This is a genomic window from Actinomycetota bacterium, from assembly GCA_040881665.1.
Classification (GTDB): Bacteria; Actinomycetota; UBA4738; order UBA4738; family HRBIN12; genus JBBDWR01.
Genome location: JBBECT010000005.1, coordinates 645114 through 666982, shown reverse-complemented (window position 1 = coordinate 666982; position 21869 = coordinate 645114). Strand labels below are relative to the sequence as shown.

At 69.3% G+C, this 21869-nt stretch carries 25 protein-coding genes; 14 read left to right on the top strand and 11 right to left on the bottom strand.

What is annotated here, in order from left to right:
- Positions 1–24: 24 nt before the first annotated feature.
- The 6 genes from WEF05_09010 to WEF05_08985 all read right to left on the bottom strand — a co-directional run bounded on the left by WEF05_09010 (position 25) and on the right by WEF05_08985 (position 4300).
- Positions 25–468 carry a hypothetical protein gene (locus WEF05_09010; GenBank protein MEX1102023.1) on the bottom strand — a complete coding sequence of 148 codons (444 nt, stop codon included), beginning with the start codon at positions 466–468 and terminating at the stop codon, positions 25–27.
- 9 nt (positions 469–477) lie between these two features.
- Positions 478–1044, bottom strand: coding sequence for a methylated-DNA--[protein]-cysteine S-methyltransferase (locus WEF05_09005; GenBank protein MEX1102022.1), 567 nt, complete (start codon positions 1042–1044; stop codon positions 478–480).
- A complete protein-coding gene (locus WEF05_09000) occupies positions 1029–1814 on the bottom strand; it encodes an SCO1664 family protein (GenBank protein MEX1102021.1) in 786 nt (261 codons plus the stop codon). Before WEF05_09000 ends, WEF05_09005 begins: the two co-directional genes overlap by 16 nt.
- The gene (locus tag WEF05_08995) at positions 1784–2293 is read right to left on the bottom strand and encodes a DUF3090 domain-containing protein (protein MEX1102020.1); all 510 of its coding nucleotides are present in this window, start codon (positions 2291–2293) and stop codon (positions 1784–1786) included. Before WEF05_08995 ends, WEF05_09000 begins: the two co-directional genes overlap by 31 nt.
- A 67-nt stretch (positions 2294–2360) precedes the next feature.
- The gene (locus WEF05_08990) at positions 2361–2999 is read right to left on the bottom strand and encodes an MSMEG_4193 family putative phosphomutase (GenBank protein MEX1102019.1); all 639 of its coding nucleotides are present in this window, start codon (positions 2997–2999) and stop codon (positions 2361–2363) included.
- The gene (locus tag WEF05_08985) at positions 2996–4300 is read right to left on the bottom strand and encodes an ATP-binding protein (GenBank protein ID MEX1102018.1); all 1305 of its coding nucleotides are present in this window, start codon (positions 4298–4300) and stop codon (positions 2996–2998) included. The genes WEF05_08990 and WEF05_08985 overlap by 4 nt, the downstream gene beginning before the upstream one ends.
- Before the next feature lie 116 nt (positions 4301–4416).
- Between WEF05_08985 and WEF05_08980 the strand changes: the two genes are divergently transcribed.
- The 10 genes from WEF05_08980 (at position 4417) to WEF05_08935 (ending at position 13915) form a co-directional block, all read left to right on the top strand.
- Positions 4417–5457: a substrate-binding domain-containing protein gene (locus WEF05_08980; protein MEX1102017.1), complete on the top strand. Its 1041-nt coding sequence runs from the start codon at positions 4417–4419 to the stop codon at positions 5455–5457.
- Between the two features lie 86 nt (positions 5458–5543).
- Complete coding sequence (pstC, locus tag WEF05_08975) at positions 5544–6485, top strand: phosphate ABC transporter permease subunit PstC (protein MEX1102016.1); 942 nt, start codon at positions 5544–5546, stop codon at positions 6483–6485.
- On the top strand, positions 6485–7438 hold the full coding sequence (gene pstA, locus WEF05_08970; GenBank protein ID MEX1102015.1) for a phosphate ABC transporter permease PstA: 954 nt from the start codon (positions 6485–6487) through the stop codon (positions 7436–7438). Before pstC ends, pstA begins: the two co-directional genes overlap by 1 nt.
- Positions 7422–8348 (top strand): phosphate ABC transporter ATP-binding protein PstB, encoded by a 927-nt coding sequence (pstB, locus tag WEF05_08965; GenBank protein MEX1102014.1) that lies wholly within the window; start codon positions 7422–7424, stop codon positions 8346–8348. The genes pstA and pstB overlap by 17 nt, the downstream gene beginning before the upstream one ends.
- Positions 8348–9040, top strand: a complete 693-nt coding sequence (gene phoU, locus WEF05_08960) for a phosphate signaling complex protein PhoU (GenBank protein MEX1102013.1) — start codon at positions 8348–8350, stop codon at positions 9038–9040. The genes pstB and phoU overlap by 1 nt, the downstream gene beginning before the upstream one ends.
- The gene (locus tag WEF05_08955) at positions 9030–9761 is read left to right on the top strand and encodes a response regulator transcription factor (protein MEX1102012.1); all 732 of its coding nucleotides are present in this window, start codon (positions 9030–9032) and stop codon (positions 9759–9761) included. The genes phoU and WEF05_08955 overlap by 11 nt, the downstream gene beginning before the upstream one ends.
- 161 nt (positions 9762–9922) lie before the next feature.
- Positions 9923–12106 (top strand): polyphosphate kinase 1, encoded by a 2184-nt coding sequence (ppk1, locus tag WEF05_08950; GenBank protein ID MEX1102011.1) that lies wholly within the window; start codon positions 9923–9925, stop codon positions 12104–12106.
- Positions 12103–13041, top strand: a complete 939-nt coding sequence (locus WEF05_08945; protein ID MEX1102010.1) for a CHAD domain-containing protein — start codon at positions 12103–12105, stop codon at positions 13039–13041. The genes ppk1 and WEF05_08945 overlap by 4 nt, the downstream gene beginning before the upstream one ends.
- Positions 13038–13445, top strand: a complete 408-nt coding sequence (locus WEF05_08940; protein ID MEX1102009.1) for an NUDIX hydrolase — start codon at positions 13038–13040, stop codon at positions 13443–13445. Before WEF05_08945 ends, WEF05_08940 begins: the two co-directional genes overlap by 4 nt.
- Positions 13442–13915, top strand: coding sequence for a phosphoglycerate mutase family protein (locus WEF05_08935; protein ID MEX1102008.1), 474 nt, complete (start codon positions 13442–13444; stop codon positions 13913–13915). The genes WEF05_08940 and WEF05_08935 overlap by 4 nt, the downstream gene beginning before the upstream one ends.
- Here WEF05_08935 and WEF05_08930 read toward each other — a convergent pair.
- On the bottom strand, positions 13888–14712 hold the full coding sequence (locus WEF05_08930) for a GNAT family N-acetyltransferase (GenBank protein MEX1102007.1): 825 nt from the start codon (positions 14710–14712) through the stop codon (positions 13888–13890). The genes WEF05_08935 and WEF05_08930 overlap by 28 nt on opposite strands.
- Positions 14713–14764: 52 nt before the next feature.
- Between WEF05_08930 and WEF05_08925 the strand changes: the two genes are divergently transcribed.
- Both WEF05_08925 and WEF05_08920 read left to right on the top strand, forming a co-directional pair.
- On the top strand, positions 14765–15730 hold the full coding sequence (locus WEF05_08925) for a magnesium transporter CorA family protein (GenBank protein ID MEX1102006.1): 966 nt from the start codon (positions 14765–14767) through the stop codon (positions 15728–15730).
- A 9-nt stretch (positions 15731–15739) separates the two neighbouring features.
- On the top strand, positions 15740–16069 hold the full coding sequence (locus tag WEF05_08920; protein ID MEX1102005.1) for a hypothetical protein: 330 nt from the start codon (positions 15740–15742) through the stop codon (positions 16067–16069).
- Positions 16070–16087: 18 nt separating this feature from the next.
- On the opposite strand, the gene WEF05_08915 is transcribed toward WEF05_08920, so the two are convergent.
- Positions 16088–16540, bottom strand: coding sequence for a hypothetical protein (locus WEF05_08915; protein ID MEX1102004.1), 453 nt, complete (start codon positions 16538–16540; stop codon positions 16088–16090).
- 500 nt (positions 16541–17040) lie between these two features.
- Between WEF05_08915 and WEF05_08910 the strand changes: the two genes are divergently transcribed.
- The gene (locus tag WEF05_08910) at positions 17041–17988 is read left to right on the top strand and encodes a 4-hydroxy-3-methylbut-2-enyl diphosphate reductase (GenBank protein ID MEX1102003.1); all 948 of its coding nucleotides are present in this window, start codon (positions 17041–17043) and stop codon (positions 17986–17988) included.
- Positions 17989–17991: 3 nt separating this feature from the next.
- Here WEF05_08910 and WEF05_08905 read toward each other — a convergent pair whose 3' ends face one another.
- From WEF05_08905 to WEF05_08895, 3 genes are all read right to left on the bottom strand, one after another.
- Positions 17992–19203, bottom strand: coding sequence for a TrkA C-terminal domain-containing protein (locus WEF05_08905; protein MEX1102002.1), 1212 nt, complete (start codon positions 19201–19203; stop codon positions 17992–17994).
- Positions 19196–20431, bottom strand: a complete 1236-nt coding sequence (locus WEF05_08900; protein MEX1102001.1) for a magnesium transporter — start codon at positions 20429–20431, stop codon at positions 19196–19198. The genes WEF05_08905 and WEF05_08900 overlap by 8 nt, the downstream gene beginning before the upstream one ends.
- A gap of 141 nt (positions 20432–20572) precedes the next feature.
- Positions 20573–21544, bottom strand: a complete 972-nt coding sequence (locus tag WEF05_08895) for a Fe-S cluster assembly protein HesB (GenBank protein MEX1102000.1) — start codon at positions 21542–21544, stop codon at positions 20573–20575.
- Positions 21545–21614: 70 nt separating this feature from the next.
- Between WEF05_08895 and WEF05_08890 the strand changes: the two genes are divergently transcribed.
- Complete coding sequence (locus WEF05_08890; GenBank protein MEX1101999.1) at positions 21615–21863, top strand: hypothetical protein; 249 nt, start codon at positions 21615–21617, stop codon at positions 21861–21863.
- The last annotated feature ends 6 nt before the right edge of the window (positions 21864–21869 follow it).

Genomic DNA, 21869 nt, shown 5'->3' with positions numbered 1-21869 from the left:
GGATCCGCGTCGTGGGGTCAGCGCTCACCCGGAGCAGTCCGGTGCTCGGAAGCCGAGGACCTTCACGGCCGCCGAGATCGCATCCACGAGGTCGTGCACGTCGCTGCGGAAGCTCTCGGAGATCGGCTCGGCGAGCAGACCCTGCTCCACGAGCAGCTTGCGTTCGAGGAGCAGCGCTGCGGCGGCCCGGTCGTCGGTTTCGACATCCGCGGCGATCCGGTGGATCCCGGCATGGCTCTCGTCGTAGAAGATCGCGTTGACCGCGTCGCGCTCACCGCGACCGAGCCCGATCATCTCGCACAGACCCTCAACCGTTGCGTCGGCCTCGGCCTGGGAGACCGGTCCGATCGTCTGGCTCGGGGGTGTCGTCGGTTCCGGCTCCGCGTCGCCGTTGCAGCCGGCTGCGACCAGAGCGAGGACGGCCAGCACGCACGCGAGGCGCCGATGTCGGTGGACTCGGGGGAGCACGGCCCGAGCTTAGCGGCCCCGGCCGGCAGAGCCGGGAAGCCCGGCGTCCTGACCGAGTGCGGCGGCCTCGTGGTCGAGGAGGAACGCCTTGCGGTCCTCTCGGCCCGAGTACCCGCCGATCGAACCGTCGGCGGGAACCACTCGGTGACACGGCACGAGCAGCTGCACGGGGTTGCGCCGCATCGCGCTCCCCGCCGCACGGCCGGCGCGGGGGGAGCCGGCCCGGGCCGCGAGTTCGCCGTAGGTGGCGACGGACCCGAACGGGACCCGGCGTGCTTGTTCGAGGACCTGCCGCGCGAACCCCTCGATCGCGCCCAGGTCGGGTGCGACGGAGAACGAGCGGAGCGTTCCTTCGAAGTAGGCCTGAACCTGCTCTCGGAGGTCCCGGAGTGCGGCGGCGTCACGCGGGATGCGCAGACCGGTCTCGTCCTCGACCGCGGCGACGGGGTCGTCGTCGGAGAACCCGAGCCGTGAGATGCCCGACGGCGAGCCGATGGCGACGAGCCGACCCAGGGGCGTGGGGAACTCGCTCCACACGGGGCTCTGGATCGCGGCGGGCATCAGATCGCCGGCCATGGATAGGGAGGCATGTCGGTCTCCTCGACCGTCTGGTCCGCGGTAGGGAACGAGTTCGCCTCGAGGAGCCGCTCGGTGCGGTGCAGGGTCGCATCGACCTCCGGCGGAGCGAGGAGTTCGCCGAGCGAGGCGCGGAGCGGACCCGCCGCCAGGTCGTCGCGGAGCCGGAGCAGGTCCGTGCGCAGGACCTCGCCGAGGGGTTCGGCTTCGAACTCCCAGATCACCGTTCGCAGTTTCGGCTCCCTGTGGAAGCTGACGCCGTGATCGATCACGAAGATCCGTCCGTCCTCACCCAGGAGCGTGTGTCCGCCCTTCCGGTCGGCGTTGTTGATCACGACGTCGAACGCAGCGATCCGTCGGAATTCCCCCACGCGCTCGGCGACGAGCGTGAACGCGTGCTCGGCGGGGTCGAAGCCGCGGAACAGTTGCACCGATCCGGTGCCTTCCGGGCCGTCGCGCAGCACCGTCGGCGGCACCGTCGGCCACCCGAGCGCACGGGCGAGGCGGTAGGAGGCCACCTCGCGGGCCGCGAGCGATCCCTCGGGGAAGTCCCAGAGCGGGCGCTCGCCTCGGCGGGGCTTGTAGATCGCGAGCACCTCGCGATCCGTGTCGTCCTCGGAGCGCACCTTCGCGAGGTAGGTCGCGTTCGATGAGCGCGGCATCAGCCCGAGGACCTCGAGCACACCGGTCTCCAGGATGCGCTCGCCCTCGGCGGGCTCGAGCGCCGGGTCGGCGGCGGCTAGCTTCGGTGCCCGTTCATCGCCGGGCATACGTGCCCTTCGGGATCGATCGGGTTCCCGCAGTACTGACAGGTCGGGCGGCCCCGGGAGGCGACCTCCGAGCCGTGGCGCGACAGGGCGAGCATCTGCTCGCGGGTGGCCCACAGGCGGAGCTTGTCCGTATCGGGGGGGACGAGCTCCTCGCCCTCCTCTTCGTCGTCTCCCTCGACGGCCTCCTCGACCTCGAGAAGGATCATGTCGCGGTCGGGCTCGTAGCCGATCCGCAGGTTGCCGGCGCGGAAGCGTGGCTCCATCGGTTGCTCGAGGTCGAGCTCGTCCTCACCCGGACCGGTCCCGGTTTCATCGCCGACCTGTGCGAGCAGCTCCAGGATCGAGGCGGAGAGTAGCTCGACCTGCTGCTTCTCGAGCACGACGGTGACCAGCTCATCCTCACCGCGCGCCTGGAGGAAGAAGGTGCGCTCGCCGGGCTCGCCGATCGCACCGGCGGTGATCTTGTCGACCGGGTCCATTTCCACGGTGCTCAGTCTCCCACCTCGGCTCCGATCGCCGAGCGCCGGGTCGCTGCGCGCGACCGTGTCATCGTTGTCGGGTCCCGCCCCGTTTGCGCGGGGCGAGGGCGTCCAGGGTCCCGAGGTCGTTCACGCGCACGAGCCGCGGAACCCCGTCCCCGAGCGCGACCGCCGACACCGACGCCGGATCGATCACGATCCGCTGGAACATGTCCAGGTGCATGCCGGCGAGCTCGGCGAGCGCAAGCTTGATCGCATCCGCGTGCGAGAACGCGGCGACGACCTCGGACGGGTGCTCGGCGGCGATCGCGTCGAGCGCCCCGACGATCCGGGCGTGCGCCTCGCCGAACGATTCACCCTGCGGGAAGCGGACGCGCGAGGGGACCTGCTGGACGCGCGGCCACAGCTTCGTCTTCGCGAGCTGGCGAAGGGAGCGATCCGTCCACGCTCCGTACCCGATCTCGCCGAGATCCTTGCGGACGCGGACCGGCAGCGTCCGATCGGCGGCCAGTGGCTTCGCCGTCTCCCGGCAGCGGTCGAGGGGACTGGAGTAGATCGCGTCGATCCGCGTCCCTTCGAGGCGATCGCGCACCCGCTGGGCCTGCGCGCGCCCTTCCTCCGAGAGGCGGATCCCGGGCGTCCAGCCCACCAGGCGCGTGCCGGTCGCGGACGTCAGCCCGTGCCGGATCAACAACAGGAGCGTCACCGGGGAAGGATAGCCCCGTCCCCGCCGGCGGGCGCCGCGCGGCCGTCGCGACCGGTCCTCGCGGCATCGGGAGGGAACCGGATCTCGAAACGGGTTCCTTGGCCGAGCTCGCTGTCGACCGAGACGGCGCCGCCGTGGTTCTCGACGACGTGCTTGACGATCGATAACCCGAGTCCGGTGCCCCCAGAGTCGCGCGAGCGCGCGCGGTCGATCCGGTAGAAGCGCTCGAAGATCCTGGGGAGGTCCCGCGACGGGATCCCGATCCCGGTGTCGGCCACCTTCAGCACGACCTCGCCGCCGGCGCCCTCGACGACGGCGACGAGGACGTTCCCTCCGGGCTTGGTGTACCGGATCGCGTTGTCGACGAGGTTGCGGACGCACAGCGCGAGGTCGCGACGGGCGCCGCGGATCGGGGGGACGGGAGCGGCGTCGATCTCTAGCTCGACATCCGCGGCGCGCGCGGCGTCCTGGATGCGTGGCGTCTCCTCGCGAAGGAGCACGTCCAGCCGGACGTCGTCATCGATGTCGCTGCCCGTTTCCAGGCGCGAGAGGTCGAGCAGGTCCGCGACGATGCTCGACAGGCGGATCGCCTCGCGATCGAGTTGCTGTGCGAACCGGGGGACGACGGCCGGATCGTCCTCCGCGGCGATCCGGATCGTCTCCGCGGTCGCCTGGATCGACGCTGCCGGTGTCTTCAGTTCGTGCGACGCATTCGCGACGAAGTCGCGGCGGACGGCGTCGAGCCGCTTGGCCTCGGTGACGTCGCGGAGGACGAGCAGGACCGAGTTGCCTCCGATCGCGGGAACGGCGGTTCCGCGGAGCCACGCGCTCGGTGCCGTCATCTCGACCTCGACGGAGACGGGGCGCGACACAGACGCCGCGTGCTCCACCGCCTCACGCAGTGCCGGAGGGTGCAGCTGCGACGCCGTTGCCGGGCGGGTGCGGAGGTGGCGGTCGATCGCGTCGTTCGCGAAGACGACACCGCCGCCATCACCGTCGAACAGGAGGACGCCCTCCTGCATCGAGGACAGGATCAAGTCCCGGATCCGCTGCTCGCGTCGGAGCGCTCGCACCTGTCCTCCGAGACGTTCCCCCGCGCGGTTCACCGCTCCCGCCAAGGCGGCCGCGCCTGCGGGGCCGCCTTCGAGGGTTCGAGCCTCCGTGTCCGCGTCACCGAGCCGATCCACCGCGTCGGTCGCCGAGCGGAGCCGTCGTCCGAAGGCTCTGGTGGCGACCCACCAACCCGATCCCGCCCCCGCGATCGCGGCGAGCACGACCCCGAGGGCGGCGCTCAGCTCCATGGGGCGAGTGTACGGGGGCATCTGTGGGCGCTGCCGTTCACCTCCCGGTCACCGTTCACCCGGCGTTCACCTTCGGGCCAGGGTCTGGTCATCCGCCCTCCATAGCCTTCCGGTGGATGGAGGAGCTGTTCGACCAAGGAGGGACCATGCGCCACAGCAAGAATCTGTTCGCCCTGATCGCTGGGATCCTCGTGCTGTCGCTCGTAGCCGCGGCGTGCGGTGGGAGCGACGACGAGGCCGATGCCGGCGACACTGCCGAAGTCACCGGCAGCGTCAACGTGTCTGGATCCTCGACGGTCGAGCAGATCTCGTCGCTGAACGCGGAGAAGTTCGCCGGCGAGAACCCCAGCGTCGAGATCGCGGTGGACGGTCCGGGAACCAGCGACGGCTTCGAGCTCTTCTGCGCCGGCGACACGGACATGAACGATGCGTCCCGTGCGATCGACGACGAGGAAGCCGACGCGTGCGAGGCGGCGGGCGTGACCCCCGTCGAGCTGGAGGTCGGCCTCGATGCGCTGACGGTCGTGACCAATCCGGAGAACCCGGTCGACTGCCTGGCCCTCGGCGACCTGTACGCCCTGTTCGGCCCCGAGTCGGAAGGCTTCACGCAGTGGAGTGATGCCAACGAGCTCGCAACGGAGGTCGGCGGCAACGGCGGGCTTCCCGACGTGCCGTTGACGATCGTCGCGCCCGGTGAGGAGTCGGGTACCTACGGCTCGTTCATCGAGATCGCGCTCGCCGACATCGCGGAGGCACAGAAGCAACCCGACGATCAGCTCCGCAAGGACTACCAGGCATCGGGTGACGACAACGTGATCATCGACAACGCCGCGAACAACTCCTCGGGCCTCGGCTTCGTCGGACTCTCGTTCGCGCTCGGCGCCGGCGACACGGTGAAGGCCGTCGAGGTCGACGGCGGCGATGGGTGCGTGGCTCCGAGCGAGGAGACGGTCATCGACGGTACCTATCCGCTCGCGCGTTCCCTCTACATCTATCCCAGCGCAGAGAAGGCGGCCGTGAACGCTGCGGTGGCCGCGTTCGTCGACTACTACCTCACGGACGAGGGGCTGGCGTCGGTTTCCGAGGTCGGCTACGTGAGCCTGCCCGACGACCGCGTCCGGGCCACGCGCTCGGCCTGGGAGAAGGCGGTCGGCTAGACGCGTTCCACCGGTCGGGCGGGACCGGCCCTTCCGTGGGACGTGGGGTCCCTGGTACAACTCGCACAGACATCGGACGGAGGCACGTGGCGCAGGCGAGCATCGAGCGGGGCGGACTCACCCTCGAGGACCTCGGGGGGAATCGGAAACGCCATCGCAAGGAACGGGTCGTCCGCAGGGTCTTCCTCACCGCCGCCCTGCTGTCTATCGCGATCAGCGTCGCGATCGTCGCGTCGCTGGCCGGCGGAACGATCGACTACCTCAGCAAGGTCGAGTTCTCCCAGATGCTCGTGATGGACTGGTTCCCGCGCCGGAACGAGTTCGGCCTGCCGGCGATCCTCGCGGGCACCCTCGTCGTCTCCCTGATCGCGATGGTCGTTGCCGCGCCGCTGGGGCTCGGAGCGGCCCTGTACCTCTCGGAATTCGCGAAGTCGCGCTCGCGCAGGATGCTGAAGCCGATCCTCGAGACGCTTGCGAGCGTTCCAAGTGTCGTCATGGGGTTCTTCGCGCTGCGCTTCATCAGTCCCGACATCGTGCAGAAGCTGTTCGGCGGGGCGGAGTTCTTCAACTTCCTGGCGGCTGGGATCGGCGTCGGGCTGCTCGTCACTCCGTTGGTGGCTTCCGTGGCCGAGGATGCGATGCACGCGGTCCCGAGTGGGCTCCGGGAAGCCTCGTTCGGCCTCGGCGCGAAGCTGCGGACGACGAGCCTCAAGATCGTGGTCCCCGCGGCCGTCTCGGGCATCACGGCCGCGCTGATCCTCGGGATCTCGCGCGCGATCGGTGAGACGATGATCGTCGCGATCGCCGCCGGCGGGACGGGGGGGTCGGGGTTCAACCTCGACCCGCTCCGCGGGGGGCAGACGATGACGGCCGCGATCACCTCGCTGGCGACGGGGTCGGATCGCGCCGCCGGGAGCGGCGCCGCGGTCCCGAGCTTGTACTTCGTCGGGATGCTCCTGTTCTTCATGACGCTCGGTCTGAACCTGTTCTCGGAGCGCTTCGTCCGGCGTGTTCGGAGGCGGTACTGATGCAGGCCCGAGTAGTCGCCACCGGAAGCGCGGCCGCCCGCGAGGAGGTCCGACGCGCGCTCACGGGACGGCGCGCCGACTGGCGCAGCGTGGTGTTCCACGGCGTGCTCCTGCTCACCTTGCTGGTCGCGCTCGTGGTCCTGCTCGTGCTGCTCGCCGACGTTGCGCGCGCCGCGATACCGGTCCTGCAGGAGCGGGGTGGGGAATTCGTCTCCAGCGGAACGTCTTCACTGCCGGTTCGGGCGGGGATCAAGCAGGGACTGATCGGCTCGGCGTTCCTGATGCTGTTCGTGGCGGTGCTCTCGTTCCCGCTGGGGATCGGTGCCGCGGTCTACATGGAGGAGTACGCGAAGGACACCGGCTTCACGCGGTTCGTCAACACGAACATCCGCAACCTCGCGGGTGTCCCGGCGATCGTCTACGGGATCCTCGGTCTCGCGTTGTTCGTCGGGCTCCTGGGCGATGTGGTCGGTCCCGGCTCCGTCGCCGGGCGAAGCCTGCTGGCCGGCGGTCTGACGATCTCGATCATGGTGCTGCCGATCATCATCATCACGACCCAGGAGGCGCTGCGTGCCGTGCCTCGCAGCATCCGCGAGGGTGGCTTCGGCGTCGGTGCGACGCGCTGGGAGGTGATCCGCAGCCATGTGCTCCCGAACGCGGCGCCCGGCATCCTCACCGGCACGGTGCTCTCGATGGCCCGCGCGCTCGGGGAGACCGCTCCGCTGATCATGGTCGGTGCGGTCACGGGCTTCTTCGTGGCGCAGGGCGGACCGGGCGAGCAGCTGCAGGAACGGTTCACCTCGATGCCCACGTTGATCTTCGCGTGGACGAAGAAGCCGCAGCCGGAGTTCCAGGACCTCGCCGCCGCCGCGATCCTGGTCCTGATCCTCGCGGTGTTCCTGGTCAACCTGGCGGCCATCCTGCTGAGGAACCGATATGAGCGAAGGTGGTAGTCCGATCGATGTGAACGAGACCGATCCTCGCACCGAGGCACACGAGGCTCCCGCCGCCGTCGCCGAGGGCGCCGTGTTGGAGGTTACGCTGCATCTTCCGAACCACGACGAGGTGCAGGTGTCCCAGCCCCAGCGAGAACCCGTGTTCGACGTGCGGAATGTGTCCGTCTACTACGGGGACTTCCGCGCCGTCCGCGACGTGAACCTCGCGGTCGGCAACAACGAGATCACAGCGCTGATCGGTCCGTCGGGGTGTGGTAAGACGACCTTCCTGCGGACGCTGAACCGCATGAACGATCTGATCGAGATCGCCCGTGTCGAGGGAGAGATCCTGTACCACGGGGTCAACCTCTACGACGGCCACGTCGATCCGGTCGAGGTGCGCCGCCGGATCGGGATGGTGTTCCAGAAGCCGAACCCCTTCCCGAAGTCGATCTACGACAACATCGCCTTCGGTCCGAAGATCGCGGGGTTCAAAGGGGACATGGACGCGCTCATCGAGGAGTCCCTGCAGAAGGCGGCGCTCTGGGACGAGGTGAAGGACAAGCTGCACGAGTCGGGGATGGCCTTGTCGGGAGGTCAACAGCAGCGTCTGTGCATCGCGCGCGCGATCGCGACCCGTCCGGATGTGATCCTGATGGACGAGCCGTGCTCGTCGCTGGACCCGATCGCGACCGGGAAGATCGAGGACCTGATGCGCGAGCTCGTCTCCGAGTACACGATCGTGATCGTGACCCACAACATGCAGCAGGCTGCGCGCGTGAGCGACCGGACGGCGTTCTTCTCGGTGGAGGTCGGCCCCGAAGGGCAACGTACCGGGATGGTCGTGGAGTTCGACAAGACGGAGTCGATCTTCACGAACCCGAGCGACCAACGAACGGAGGACTACGTGACGGGACGGTTCGGCTGATGCCCCGCGAGCACTTCCACGAGACGCTCGAGCGGACCGAGATCGATCTGCTCGAGATGGGGGAGCTGAGCGCGCTCGCCGTCGAGCAGGCGGTCGCGGCGCTCGGCCACGACGACCTCGACCTTGCGGCGAAGGTGGTGGACGAAGACGACGCGATCGACGCGAAGTACATGTCGATCGAAGAGGGAACGCTCCAGATGCTGGCGTTGCAGACGCCGGTGGCGACCGATCTGCGGCTCGTGTCGACGATCCTGCACATCAACCTGCACCTCGAGCGGATCGGCGACCAGGCGGTGAACGTTGCGAAGACGGTGCGGTGGGCCCACGGCAAGCCGGGCGACGATCAGATCCGCGCGATGATCCAGGAGATGGGCGACCTCGTCGTGCCGATGGTCCGCACGTCGATGGAGGCGTTCCGCCGGCGCGAGCTCGAGCTGTGCCTGAAGCTTCCGGAGATGGACGATCCGGTCGATCGATTGAACCGGAACATGCACGGCGAGGTGACCCGTCTCGCCGACGATACGGACAAGCTCGACTGGGGCTTGCACATGTCCTTGGTGGCGCGGCACCTCGAACGTGTGGGCGACAACGCAGTCGACGTGGGAGAGCAAGTCGGCTTCCTGCTCACCGGCAAGTTCCGGGAGTTCACCGACGCCTCCCATCCCGTCGAGGCGAATCCGGATGCGGACTGAACCCGAGCCACAGGGCACGTCCCCGACCGGAGAGGCGGTCCTGCGGATCCTCTTGGTGGAGGACGAGGAGTCGCTCGCTGATTCGATCCGCTACAACCTCGAACGTGAGGGCTACGTCGTCTCGGTGGCGGGGGACGGGCACACCGGGCTCGCGCGGTTCCACGCCGAACCACCGGCGCTCGTGGTCCTCGATCTGATGCTGCCGGAGCTGTCGGGGCTGGATGTCTGCCGTGCGATCCGGGCCGAGTCCGACGTCCCGATCATCATCGTCACGGCGAAGGACGCCGAGGCCGACAAGGTCACCGGCCTCGAGCTCGGTGCCGACGACTACATCACGAAGCCCTTCAGCGTCCGGGAGCTGATCTCGCGGGTACGCGCGAACCTCCGCCGGTCGAGGATGCGGGCCGTGACCGTACCCGAGGATGTCCTCGTCGGCACGGCGGTCGAGATGGACGTCGTGCGGCACGAGGTTCGTGTCCGTGGCGAGGTGGTGGCGTTCCCTCCGAAAGAGTTCGAACTGCTCGAGGCGTTCCTGCGACGCGCGGGACGGTTGCTCACGCGGGAGTTCCTGATCGAGGAGGTCTGGGGTCCCGGCTACTTCGGTGATACGAAAACGCTGGACGTTCACGTGAAGCGGTTGCGCCAGAAGATCGAGGCGGACCCGCACCATCCCGTCCACCTGCTCACCGTCCGAGGGCTCGGCTACAAGTTCGTTGCCTGAGGTCGAGGGCTCGATCTCCTGCCGCCGGGTCACGACCGGCGGGTTCACCGCGGGTTCACCGCGGGTTCACCGCGGTCGCCTTGCGACTTGCGCCGCGGCGAACGTAGCATCGGGGTCCGCCCCGGCGGCCCCGGGGACCCGCACGGCGATCGGTGCAGTCCATGGCGACGTCCTCCCCAGGCGTGACCCCCGGCTCGACCTCCGGTCGAACCGCGGAGCCCGAGGACGAGCTCGCCCACCGGCTCGCCCCGCCTCGTGGCGCGGACGAGCTCGATACACCGCAGGACGAGGCTCATCCGGGTCCCCGGTTCATCAACCGGGAGCTCAGCTGGCTCGAGTTCAATGCTCGAGTGCTCGCGCTCGCCGAAGACGCGACGGTGCCGCTGCTCGAGCGCGTGAAGTTCCTCGCGATCTATTCCACGAACCTCGACGAGTTCTTCCAGGTTCGAGTTTCCGGCCTGCAGGAGCAGCGCGGGGCGGGTGTCACCGGAACGGCGGCTCCCGACGGGATGACGCCCGCCGAGCAGCTTGAGGCGATCCGCGAGCGGGTGCTGCAGCTCCAGGGTCGTGTCGACCGCACACTCGTGCAGGAGCTCCTTCCGGCCCTCGAGTCCGAGCGCATCAGGGTCGAACCGTGGTCGGCGCTGTCGACCGAGGATCGAATGTTCCTGTCCGATCAGTTCCGGGAATCCATGTTCCCGGTGCTCACGCCGTTGTCCGTCGACCCTGCGCACCCGTTCCCGTACATCTCCAGCCTGTCGCTCAACCTGGCCGCGATCGTCCGCGACCCGATGACCGGAGACCGGCGCTTCGCACGGGTGAAGGTTCCGCCGCTGCTCCCGCGGTTCTTCGCTATGCCAGACGGCGAACGGTTCGTCCCCCTCGAGCAGGTGATCGCGGCCCATCTCGACTCTCTGTTTCCCGGCATGGAGATCCACGAGCACCATGTGTTCCGCGTGACGCGCGATGCCGACATCGAGCTCGAGGAGGAGGAGGCCGACGATCTGCTCGATGCGATCGAGTCCGTGCTGCGGCGCCGGCGTCGCGGGGCGCTGCCGGTCCGTCTGGAGATCGCCCCCGACATGTCGCCCGAGGTCCGCGAGCTCCTGATCCGCGAGCTCGATCTCGAAGACTCGCAGGTCTTCGTGTCCCAGGGGTTGCTCGACCTCGGCGGCCTCTCGGCCCTGCATGCGCTCGACCGCCCCGATCTGCGGTTCGAGCCGTGGGCACCGGTCACGCAGGCGCGACTCGCCCGCGAGGAGGCCGGGCGGGTGGACCTGTTCAAAGTGCTGCGAGACACGGACGTGCTCGTGCACCATCCGTACGATTCGTTCGGGACCTCTGTCGAGGCATTCGTCGAACAGGCCGCCGCCGATCCGAACGTGCTTGCGATCAAGCAGAGCCTTTACCGCACCTCGGGAAGGGAGTCGGCGATCATCCGTTCGCTGTCTCGCGCTGCGGAGGCCGGTAAGCAGGTCGTGGCGTTGGTCGAGCTGAAGGCGCGGTTCGACGAAGAGGCGAACATCACCTGGGCGCGCGCCCTCGAGCAATCGGGCGTGCACGTTGTGTACGGCATGGTCGGTTTGAAGACGCACGCGAAGGCCCTCCTCGTCGTCCGCCGCGAAGGCGCGGGCATCCGTCGCTACGCGCACGTCGGCACCGGGAACTACAACGCGGTCACGGCACGGCTCTACGAGGACGTCGGCCTGCTCTCGGCCGATCCGGAGCTCGGACAGGATCTTTCGGAGCTCTTCAACGGCCTCACCGGCTACAGCCGTCAGCGCGACTTCCGCAAGCTGGTCGTCGCCCCTGCGGGGGTGCGGCCCACGATCCTCGAGCTGATCAAGCGCGAGGCGAAGGCTCCGGACGGAGAGATCGTGCTGAAGATGAACAGCCTCGTCGACGCGGACATGATCGAGGCGCTCTACGAAGCCTCGATCGCCGGGGCGAGCGTCTCGCTGATCGTGCGCGGCATCTGCTGTCTGCGCCCGGGTGTTCCCGGTATGTCGGAAACGATCCGGGTGCGCTCGATCGTCGGACGGTACCTGGAGCATTCCCGGATCTTCCGGTTCGGTTCCCGCGAGCGCGGCAGGGATCACTACATCGGGTCGGCCGACCTGATGCCGCGCAACCTCGATCGTCGGGTCGAGGCCGTCGCGCCGGTGACGGACCCGCACCTGCAAGTGCGCCTCGACGAGATCCTCGAGGTCTGCCGGGAGGACGACACCCTGGCGTGGGAGCTGGATCCGGACGCCGGATGGACGAAGGTGCCGACCACGAGAGGGGTCGACGCCCAGATGCGTCTGCAGGAGCTCGCGATGGAGCGGGCACGGGGCGAACGGTGAGCGAGCCGGACCGAGGAACGGGTGCGATCGTGGCCGGTGGGCCCCCGGTGCTCGTCGTGCCCGAGCTCGGCGACGATCCGAACGCGGCCGAGGTGCTGCGATCGTCGTTGCTGTCTGCCGCGATCGAGCTCGTGGGCGCCGACGAGGACCTGCGCCTGGGTGAGGACCCCGAGTCGGTGCATCGAGCGCGGGTCGCGATCCGCCGACTCCGTTCGGACCTTCGGACGTGGCGCGACCTGCTCGATCCGGCCTGGGGGTCGCGGCTGCGCGAGGAGCTTGGGTGGCTCTCCGAGGCCCTGGGGGCGGTCCGCGACGCCGATGTCCTGACCGACCGGCTGCGCGCGGCCGCGGCGTCCCTGTCCGAGGAGGACGCCGTCGCCGTCGAACGGTTGCTCGCGCGGCTCCGGGAACGTCGCCGGCACGCGCACGACGAGCTGCTCACGCGGATGCGGTCGAACCGCTACGCCCGCCTGTTCGACCGCCTGGTGGGACAGGTCGCGGACCCCGCCGTGCTCCCCGCGTCGGGAAACCCGGCGAAGGAGGTCGCGGGAGCCCTGATGATCGCTCCGTACGGTCACGTCCGCGCAGCGCTCGACGATCTGGGACAGGCCGCACCCGATGAGGATCTCCACGGCGCGCGGATCCGTGTGAAGCGCGCTCGATACGCGGCCGAGTCCTTGGTGCCGGTGTTCGGCAAGTCCGCCCGCCGGTTCGCCGCGGCGGCCGCGGAGCTGCAGGAGGTGCTCGGCGTGCACCAGGATGCGGTGATCGCCACCGCCTGGCTGCGTGAGGTCGGGACCGGGGCCCAGGCACCGGCGGCCTTCGTGGCCGGCGAGCTCGCCTCGATCGAGGAGACCGTTGCCCGTGAGGCTCGCGCCGCTTGGCCGGCAGCCTGGAAGCGGCTGTCCCGGAAGCGGATGCGGTTCTGGACGTGAGCGAACCGGAAGCGGTCGTCCATGCGGCGGGGGGGGTCGTCGTGTGGGACGACGGGCGTCGAGCGCGCATCGCGCTCGTGCACCGACCGCGCTACGACGACTGGTCGCTGCCGAAGGGCAAGCTCGACGGCGGGGAGACCCACGAGGCGGCCGCGCTCCGAGAAGTGCTCGAGGAGACGGGCCTGAAGGCCGTCCTCGGATCCGAGCTCTCCTCGGTCGAGTACACGGATCGGACGGGCCGGCGCAAGATCGTGCGGTACTGGCGCATGGCCGCGACGCCCGGCGAGTTCGTTGCGAACGACGAGGTCGACGAGCTGCGCTGGGTTCCCTCTTCCGACGCACTCGAGCTGCTGACCTATCGGCACGATCGCGAGCTCGTCCGCTCGCTCGGGGCGATACCGTGAGCGAGGACCGCGTCTACCTCGTCCGGCATGCCAAGGCCGGCAGCAGGTCGCGATGGGAGGGAGACGACCGCCTGCGACCCCTGTCCAAGCCGGGGGAGCTGCAGGCGCGAAAGCTCCAGCGTGCGTTCGCCACGATCGAGGTCACGCACGTGTCGTCCAGCTCCTACACGCGCTGTGTCGAGACCGTCCGCCCGATCGCGGAGGAACGCGGTCTGCAGATCGAGATCGAACCTTCCTTCGTCGAGGGCGCGGCGACCGCCGAAGCTCTCGATGTCCTCCGCGTGGTACCGCCCGGGACGGTGATCTGCAGCCACGGCGACATGATCCCCGCGGTCGTCGAGTACCTGGCTGCCGACGGGCTCGTGATCGACGGCACGACCGCGTGGCGCAAGGCGTCGACGTGGATCCTCGAGCGACGGGGCGGCCGGTTCGTCCGCGGCCGTTACGTTCCTCCGCCCGAGGAAGGCTGATACCTCTCCGGACCGAGCGTGCTGGCGATCCGCGTGAGTTCGTCGAACCCGAGCCGCGCATAGAGCGCGGCGGGACCGTTCGCGTCGACGAGCAGGTACACATGCTGCGCGCCACCGACGGCCGCCCGTCCGAGGAGGTGGCGCACCAGCGCAGAGGCATGACCACGTCGCCGCGCGTGCGGGAACGTCACCACGTTGTCGATGTAGGCGATCCCATCTCCGGGCACGATCGCGGCGATCGCGGCGAACCCGCCCGGACCGGCCGGATCGAGGATCCCGAAGAACCGCTTGCCGAGGGGTCGCATCCGTTCCTCGATCACGCGCAGTCGCTCGGAGACCTCGTCGTCATCGACGCCGAAGGCCAGATCCTGACTCCGCTGCACCGCGCCGAACTCGGGGCCATCCTGGTCCAGCTCCACGATGTCTCGCTCGTCGTGGTCGGCAGTCGCCGGGGACGTTTCCGTCGCCGCGCTCATGATCGCCTCCCATCGCACGGCATCTCCCCGGGTGCTGAGGTCGGTGAGCAGGTCGAGGGTCGTCTCGGGACGTTGCAGGACGACGTGGAGCCGGCGCGCCTCCACCGCCGCGAGGGCCGGCCGTGCGAGCGCCTCGACCGCAGGAAGACGGAGGCCGGGGTCGGAGACCTCGACCCGGGCGTAGTTGACGTCCCAGACCTGCGGGGACGAGGGATCGGTCACGATCGCTCCCCAAGGAGCCCGCCGGACCGTCGCGACGGCCGCGTCCATCGACGCCACGTGTTCCCAGACGCGCGCGAGGAGTTCGTCTCGACCGGCCATCCGGAGAGTCTAGGTTCCGAGGATGTTCCCGGGCCGGGGGTAGGCTCGGCACATGCTCACCGCCCACATCTTCCGGCGCGGGGAAGCCCAGGGCACCGTACCGATCGAACGTGTGCGCGAGGAGCTGGACCGCGACGATTCCACGCGGGCATGGATCGACGCACAGGAACCCGGTCCCGAGGACCTGGCCGCGATCGAGAAGGTCGTCGAGCTCCACCCGCTGACGATCGAGGACGCGCTCCATTGGCGACAACGATCGAAGGTCGAGTTCTTCGCGGACTACTTCACCGTCGTGCTTCGCGCACTCGAGCAGGACGTGCACGGCGAGTTGATCGATCGCGAGGTCCACGCGATCGTCCTGCCGAATCTGTTGATCACGTTTCGCCGGGATCCCGGAAGCCGGCTCCCCGCGGCGATCGAGCGGATCCGATCGCAGCGGGAGCTCGCGGTACAGGGGCCGGCCGCGTTCTTGTACGTGATGCTCGATGGGGTCGTCGACGAGTACCTGTCGATCGCCGAGAGGTTCGAGGAGGTCGCCGACGATCTGGAAGACCGGGCGTTCGACGACGCCACCGGCACCGGGGTGCAGAACGACCTGATCCGCGCCAAGCGCCGAGTGTCGGTCTTCCGACGGACGGTTGCGCCCGTCCGCGAGATCGTCGACATGATCCGCGACCGGCCCGAGATCAACTCCGAGAAGCTCGCTCCGTACTACCGTGACCTCCTCGATCACGCGCTCCGAACCCTGGAGTTCGCCGACAACGTGCGCGACGTGCTGCAGTCGGCGATCGAGACCCAGCGTGCGCAGGTCGCGAACAGGACGAACGTGATCATGAAACGGGTGACCTCTTGGGGGAGCATCCTGCTGGTGCCCACCCTGATCTCGGGGGTGTACGGGATGAACTTCCGCTACATGCCTGAACTCGACTGGCGCTTCGGGTACGCGATGGCGCTGGCGTTGATGGGCATCACCGCGTTCGCACTGCACCGGATGTTCCGCAAGCGTGACTGGCTCTAGACTGCGGTCATGTGCCGGGCGGTGAAGGTGCTGTGCGTGTCGACCGATCGCGGGTCGCTGTTGGAGCTCAAGCGTGCGTCGGTCTCGGCGGAGTGGGAGTTGACGTCCGGAGCGATCGATGCATCGGACGCACTCGTACAGCTGGACAACGATCGTCCGCATTTCCTCGTCGCGTTCGGACCGTTCGAGGAACTCGTCGCCACGGTGCGGGAGCGCTACCCGGCGATGCGGATCGTGACGGACCGGAACACCCCCGGGGCCGACGTCGTCGCCACCTCCCTCGAGGAGGTTCGCGACGCCTTGCTGGGAGCGCCGCGACCGGGGGGTCCGGTTCGCTGAAGGTTCGCGGGACCCGGGTCAGCCGCCCCAGGGACCCCATCCGTGCTTGTTGACCATGCGGATCGACACGATCACGTTCGCACGGCCGTTGAACGCGGACTTGCCGGGCAAGCCCATCTGCCGGGCTCGGCTCGGCCAGTACGAGCGAACGTGCTGGTAGACCCCGAGATAGGGGCCGGCCGAGTTGTACGCGCGGGGCTCGAACCCCGACTCACGGCGAGCGACCTTCATGGCCTTGCGAACGCCGCCACGGACGTGCCAGCGGCGAACGGCACACCGGATCGTGCGCTTGACCTGACGATCGCTCTTCTTCCAGTCGAACTTGCAGAGCTGCCGCGGAACGCGGCGGGCGGCAGAGGCAGACGGCGCGGTCGTGAAGGTCATGGTCGTGAAGGTCATGGCCGTCAACATGCCGGTGATCAACAACGCCGCGACGATGCCGCGGCGGGTGCGGGCGTGGGTCTTCTCCATAGCGTGGGTTCACCCCCGCGGTCGTTCGGGGCTGGCGACCCCGACGTCGCCGACCGGCACGGAAGTACCGGACGGCCCGCGGTAGGTCGTGGGTGTGCGCATCACCTCCTGAGGTGGCTCGGTTGCAGTTCCGTCGTGACCTAGGCTCGTCCGCCCACCCTTCCCTGCACCGGCGTTCGCCCGCGCGGCAGCCCACCTGGCCTCGGTGGGAGCCCACGCTGCGGCACGCAGGGGGAACGGAAGGGGTGTGCGGGGGGAGCGCGACGACCGTACCGACACCCACCGACATCCGACAACCGCCCGTCGGGAACCGTTGGGAACAGCGGCCGCAGATCGACCCGCCCGCAGTTCACGTCGCCGCAGGTCGCGCCCACGGTGACGGAGTGCCTGACCGATGGTCACATCGGGATGCGGCCGCACAGGTTCTCCACAGGGCCGGGCGGCGCCTGGGCGGGACGCCCGAGGCCGCTGCTCGCCCGGGCTGTCGGTACGATGGCTGCATGCCGACGAAGGTGATCATCGCGGCCCCCCGCGGGTATTGCGCCGGGGTCGAGCGTGCCGTCGATGCGGTCGAGAAGGCGCTGGCGAAGCACGGAACGCCCGTCTACGTGCGCAAGCAGATCGTCCATAACCTCCACGTGGTTCGCGACCTCGAGGCGAAGGGCGCCGTGTTCGTCGACGAGGTCGACGAAGTGCCGATCGGCGCGGTCACGGTTCTGTCTGCGCACGGGTCCGCCCCCGGGGTCTACGAGAGGGCCGAGCACCGGGACCTGGATATGATCGATGCCACCTGTCCGCTCGTAACGAAGGTGCACCTCGAGGCGCGGCGCTTCGCGGAAGAGGGCCAGACGATCCTGTTGATCGGCCATGCCGGACATGAGGAGGTCGAGGGCACCAGCGGCCAGGCGCCCGAGCGCACGATCCTCGTGCAGACGCCCGAAGAGGCCCGGACGGTCGAGGTCTCCGACCCCGAGCGGTTGTGCTACCTCACCCAGACGACCCTGTCGGTCGACGAGACGAACGAGATCGTCGCGATCCTCAGCGACCGGTTCCCCGCGTTGCAGGGACCTCCGCGCGAGGACATCTGCTACGCGACGACGAACCGGCAGGACGCCGTGAAGGAGGTCGCGCGGCGATCGGACGTCGTGCTCGTGATCGGCTCGCAGAACAGCTCGAACTCGAACCGCCTCGCGGAGGTCGCGACCGAGCTCGGCACGCCGGGCTACCTCGTCGACGACGAGACCGAGGTCGACCCGGCCTGGCTCGAGGGAGCGGAGGTCGTCGGACTGACGAGCGGAGCGAGCGCGCCCGAGTGGCTCGTCGACCGGATGCTCGCGTTCCTCGCCGAGCGTGGCGCGACCGAGGTCGAGGAGCTCCGGCTCGCCGAGGAGAACGTGCGCTTCTCGCTGCCGGCGGGCGTCCGTGGGATCCCGCTGGCGCCCGCGTAGTCCTCAGTCGTGTGCGCGCCGGTCGCCGTCTACGGGACCGTCAGTCGGCATCCCGCAGAGATCGGCGAGCTCACGTTCACCCTCCTCGGGACCGAGCGCGATCAGGCGGTCGCCGGCCCGCAGTCCGAATGCCGGTCGCGGGCGGTAGATCCACCGCCGCCCCCGCTGGACGGCGAGGACGAACATCCCGGTCTCCGTCTCGACGCGCAGCTCCTTGAGGGTTCGCCCGTCCGCCGGGGAGCCGGCGACGACCTGAGCCTCCACCGTGGTCTCCTCGGTCTCCTCCAGAGCCATCGCGACGACCGGATGCATCTGCTCGCCCTTCTCGACGTACCAGGTCATCTCGCGTGCGGCGTCGCAGATCGATTCGGTCGCGCTCGCGACGCGCAGCAGGCCGCGGAGCTCGTCGGGGCGCCGGGCCTCGGGCGCGGCGCGGAGCACCCAGGACTCGAGCTCGTCCTGGAGCACGTCGCTCTGGGCCTCGAGGGTTCCGACCTCCGCCGCGAGCGCCGGGTCCTGGAAGAGCAGGCACGAGTACGCGAGGCCCACGGCGGCTTCCGACGCGTCCTTCATCTCGACGAGGATGTCGACGGCCCGGTCGAGCTCTGACAGCACCGGCCCGTCCGGGTCGGGGGTCGGCAGCGGCGGAGCGCCGGCGAGTCCTCGGATCAGGTCGATGCCCTCCTCGGGTCCACGGAACAGGAGCACGTCCCCCTCGGCGATCATCGTGTCGGCCGATGGGGAGAAGTCCCAATCGGCTCCGCGACGGATCGCCATGATCCACACGCCGGTTTCGGTCGGCAGCGAGAGATCGCGCAGCGCCCGGCCGATCGCTCCCGCGCCGCGACGGGTCTTGACGCGACCGGAGACCTCGTCGGCATGCCGGAGGTCGGGCCGGAGCGCCTCGGGGATGCCGAGGTTCGCCTCGACGACCCGCGCGATGTCGGCCGCCGCCTCGCCGATCTTCTCGATCGCCGAGGCGATCTGCAGCACGCTCTCGATCGCCTCGGCATCCTCACGGCTGCGGGCGGCGAGCACCGCCATCGTCCGCAGGAGCCGGTTCGTCTCATACATCCGGTCCCGAAGACGTTCGACCTCGCGGGCGAGCTTCTCCTCCTCGAAGAAGACGGCCGCGTACGCGAGGTCGACCATCAGGTCGGACACGTCCTTCGCCTCGACGAGCAGGTCTTTGACGGATCTCGGTTGGTCATCCATAGGTTCCGGCTCCCAATAGTGACATAGCGAACAGCAGACAGAGCACGCCGGTCAGGTCCATGAAGCTGGTGATGAACGGGACGCTGTGGTTGTCCGGATCCAGCCCGAACCGTGCGGTCAGCACCGCGGCGTAATACCCCACGACGAGCACGATCGCGGTGGCGATGACGCCGGCGAGCATCGTGCCGCCGATCATCGTCGCCGCTCCCGGATGCGCCTTGCCCAGCAGGTCGCTGAACGCGACCCCCAGCACGCCGATCAAGGTGAAGACGACGACCGCGAACGCGACCACCAGGCCCGCGTCGACCAGAGCGGGTGCCTCGGGCCGTCCCCGCGGGGTGATGACACCGAGTTGGAGCTTGGAGGACAGCCGTGCCGCGAGGATCCCTCCGAGCGCCCCGGCCTGCGAAACGAACGGGGGAACGAGGATCAGCAGGCCGGGGAACAGCTCGAACCGCGCGAGCCGGCCCTCGAGGAGGGTTCCGGCGAGCACGTCGAGCAGCGTCGCGATCAACACGATGCCGACCGACTCGAGCAGGATCCGCCGGACGACCGCCGACCCCGTCGCGACGCTCCAGACGGTGAAACAGGCCGCCACGATCAGGCATGCGGCCCCGAGCCAGGCGTTCAACGCGTCGGGCCGAACGAGGAAGGTCGCGAGGAACAGGGCCGGGATCGCCACCATGTCTCCTACCGCGGTGATGATCGGCGTCGCGACGGTGTCCAGGTCATAGCCCCGGTGATACGAGAGCACGGCGAGACCGATCGTCACGAATAAGATCGCCGCCGACGCCAACGTCGCACCGATCACCGAGATCGTCAGCAGGTCCCACAGCGAGATCGACGTCTCGCCGAACGCGGTCGCCACGACCTTCGCGAGGACGGCGAGGTAGATCGACGACGCGAAGGTGAGGGCGATCGCGACTTCGACGTTCTGCCCGAGGACGCCGCGCCGTCCGCGCGCGACGTCGAACGTGCCGGCGTGGATCCCGGTCCCGAGGCGGGCCGCCATCGCCCCGAAGATCGTGCCTCGGAGACCGACGGAGGCGGGGATCAGGATCAGCAGGCCCGGCAGCTCAGCGAGCGTGTCGGTGATCGATCCGAGGAACAGTCCCGCGGCGAACGCGGCGGCCGTGCTCAGCAACAGCGCGATGGACCCTTGACGCAGCGTGCGACGCTCGGCCCGCAGCGTGCTCCAGATGCGCCGAGCGCGGTGTCGGATCGCCATGTGCGTCCATCCTGTCCTCCAGCCGGTGCTGCGTTTCGTCCCGTGCCGTGCGGCCGGCGCGGCGACCCATGGGTCGTCGTCGTGGCCCGTGGCAGTATCCGCCGTGTCTCGGTGCGGGGCAACCGTGTCGCGGGTGAGTCGTCAGGCTCCGGGTTCGGGAACCCAGTCCCGCGTGCAGAACAGCCAGAAGGCCAGACCGGCGTACGGTCCGTAGGAGCGGAACCGACGCTGGATCGTGGCGTCTTTCACCACGCGGCGGTGGCCCGCGACGCGTGCGTAGGTCGGGCGTGTCCAGGAGTCCAGGATCAGCCGGGAGTACCGGCCGAGAGTCATCATGATGTGCGCCGCCGCATACGGGCCGACGCCGGGCAACGCGAGCAGCAGGAGTTCGAGCTCGTCATCCGGGAGCTCATCGGGACGTGCACGCCCCCACGCCTCGAGATCGAGAACGCCCTCAGCGACCGAACGCGCGAGCTGGATCAGATAGGCCCCGCGATACCCCGCGCGTGCGGTCCCCCTGTAGAAGTCCTCGCCCGCCGCGGCCATCGCAGCCGGGTCGGGGAAGGAGCGCCCGTACGGACCCGCTGCTGCGGCGCCCGCGGCGGGGGTGCCCAGATGCGTGACGATCGCGTCGACCATGCGCCGGGTGCCCGACCAGGCGCAGTTCGTCGTGCAGATCGTCTTCACGACGTCCTCGAAGACCGTCGGCGAACGCAGCATGCGCCCGGCGCCCGACGCCGCCCACGCGAGATCGGGATCGGACCGCACCAGCGCATAGAAGGGCGCCAGATCCTGGTCCATCCGAAGGATGTGGCGCACACCATCGAGCAGATCCGTCCGGGTCGCCTCGCCGGGGGGTGGACCCGCCACCTCGACGACGCCGTGGGATCGTCGCCCCGGGCGGATGTGGACCCGACGAGGACGGCCGCGCCGGACCGGCAGGGTCGCCTCGAGGCTCCCGGAGGTCTCGTCGAGCCGCAGCGGTGGGAGGTCGCTGAACCCGTGGGAGTCGATCGTCCGTCGCAGATCCACCGGCTCGCCACCCGGACCACGCAGTGGGAATGCCAGTTCGACCGACGAGGAAGCCGATGCCTGCGTCGCGGATCGTCCCATGCGGCACAGGCTACGCCGTGGCCGGGACATGCCGCCGGGCTCCGCGCGAGCGGGCCGCTAGCATGCCGGCATGATCGGCTTCAGCGAACGGGCGATCGAAGCGCTCGCCAGATCCGCTGCGGCGGCCCGGCGGTTCAATCCCGACGCCCGGCTGCGGATCGCTCCCGATGCCGCAGGGGTCGCGCTGTCGATCACCGACGGACCCGAGCCGGGGGACGACACGGTCGAGCGGGACGGCTTCACGCTCTACCTGGCGTCCGGCCTGGACGGCACCCTCGACATCGCCGAACCGCACGACACCTTCGTCATCCGGGACTGAGCGGAC